The organism is Flavobacterium sp. (assembly GCF_043722275.1).
GTDB lineage: Bacteria > Bacteroidota > Bacteroidia > Flavobacteriales > Flavobacteriaceae > Flavobacterium.
Genome location: NZ_JAYSPC010000094.1, coordinates 1 through 2095, shown reverse-complemented (window position 1 = coordinate 2095; position 2095 = coordinate 1). Strand labels below are relative to the sequence as shown.

General features: G+C 34.9%; 2 protein-coding genes. Both read left to right on the top strand.

Annotation, left to right across the window (positions count from 1 at the left end; translation table 11 throughout):
- Nucleotides 1-917, top strand: a 917-nt coding sequence (dcm, locus tag ACHZDT_RS11845; RefSeq protein WP_394774835.1) for a DNA (cytosine-5-)-methyltransferase, incomplete at its 5' end; no start/stop codon positions are given.
- On the top strand, nucleotides 914-2095 hold a 1182-nt coding region (locus ACHZDT_RS11840), incomplete at its 3' end, for a Sau3AI family type II restriction endonuclease (RefSeq protein ID WP_394774834.1). The genes dcm and ACHZDT_RS11840, both read left to right, overlap by 4 nt.

Sequence of the window (2095 nt, the reverse complement as noted above, 5' to 3'; positions counted from 1 at the left end):
GGTCAATTCATAAGATTTTGAATGAAATAGTTAATAAACCTAAATATCTTATTTTAGAAAATGTTGATCGACTTTTAATTTCGCCCTCGGGGCAACGTGGGCGAGATTTTGCAATTATATTGCAAAGCCTAAATGAATTGGGTTATGTAGTTGAGTGGCGTGTAATAAATGCAGCTGATTTTGGTATGCCGCAAAGACGGAGAAGAGTTTTTATTGCTGCCTATCATCATACGACAGCTATTTGCGAATCAATTAAAAAATCGACTATAAGTGAATGGCTGCTGCAAAAAGGTACGTTTGCAAGTGCTTTTCCCGTTACGGCTAAAAGTGCAATGTTTCCGAATGAATTTGAATTAAAAGGTGATGTGGTTGAAATTTCTGAAAATTTTAATAAAAATAAAATAACAGGAGTGTTTGAAAACGCGGGTCTTATGATAAACGGCAGAGTCACAACATTCAAAACAACGCCAAATTATGAGGGTACGTATAACATACTCAATGACATTATTCAGAATGGTGAAGTAACAGAAGAGTTTTACATTGATAAAAAAGCGCTTGATAAATGGGTTTATCTTAAGGGGTCGAAGAAAGAAATGCGAATAAGCACGCAAGGTTTTGAATACCACTATACCGAGGGTGGAATGTGCTTCCCTGACTCACTTTACAAGCCTGCGAGAACTATTATTACTGGGGAAGGCGGGCCATCACCATCGAGATTTAAGCATGTGATTGAAACACCCAAAGGACTTAGAAGGCTGTCACCTGTAGAGTTGGAGAGATTAAATATGTTCCCTGATAATCATACAAAACAGACAGGAATTTCTGATGCTAAAAGAGCGTTTTTTATGGGTAATGCCTTGGTAGTAGGTGTGATTGAAAAAATCGGAATTGCTTTAAAGCAGAAAATTCAAGAATGAGTACCCCATATAACGCAGATAGCAAAGAGTCAATTATCGAATTCGCTAAATTGCTTATTGGAAAATCAGTTTCATTAGAATTTAAAGATGAAATCCCGAAGCTAGGCCTATCTAGTAACGATAAAGGGCAATTGGGAAAAGTTATAGAAGAGTTGTATTTTAAATACAAACCTAATTCTAGTTCCGAAGCTGATTTTAAGAGTGCTGGACTAGAGCTGAAGTCTAGCGGCCTTAAGCAACTTAAAAATAAACACTTTAGGGCTAAAGAAAGACTAGTTCTAAATATCATTAATTTTTTTGATGCACTGAATAAAAATTTTGAAGACGATTTTTTAATTGGAAAAAATGCACATCTGCTACTTATTTTCTATTTATATCAAAAAAATACCGACCAATTAGCCTCCATAATAAAACTTGTCGGAGACTGGAAATATCCTGAAGCGGATTTGGAAATAATTAAAAAAGACTGGGAGCTAATAAAAAAGAAGATTACTGATGGCAAAGCGCATGAGCTTTCTGAGGGAGATACTTTCTATTTGGGAGCTTGCACGAAAGGTAGCAAAGGCGGCAGTTTAAGGAAACAACCAAATAGCAGTGAATGGGCGAAACAAAGAGCTTATTCACTGAAGCAAGGATACTTGAATCATGTTATTGCCTCAATTGCCAATGAGCCAGCTTCGGTTTACGGCAAGTTAATTTCTACGGCAGCTATTGGTAAGAAACACACAATTGAGGATGTCGTTTTAGACAAGTTTTCAAATTTAATGGGTCTGACTGACGCGCAATTGGTAACAAAATTTAGTTTAAATAGTATCAATCCTAAAATTAAAAATTATCATTCTAAAATCGCAAATGAAATAGTTAAGTCAATATTTAATGTGCCAAAAAATAAAAAAATTGAAGAATATATTGAAGAGTTTGACAAGGCAGATGTTGTCGTTAAAACAGTAAGGCTTAAAGAAAACAATTTACCTAAAGAAGATATATCTTTTCCAACTTTTAGCTATGAAGAGCTGATTGAAGAGGGTTGGGAAGAGTCGGAAATTAAGAACAAGTTAGAGCGTAAATTTTTATTTGTGTTTTTTCAATACGAAAAAAATCAGCTTATTTTGAGGAGAGTTAGATTTTGGAATATGCCTTGTAGCGATGTTGAAAAAGTTAGGGAAGTTTGGTTGAAA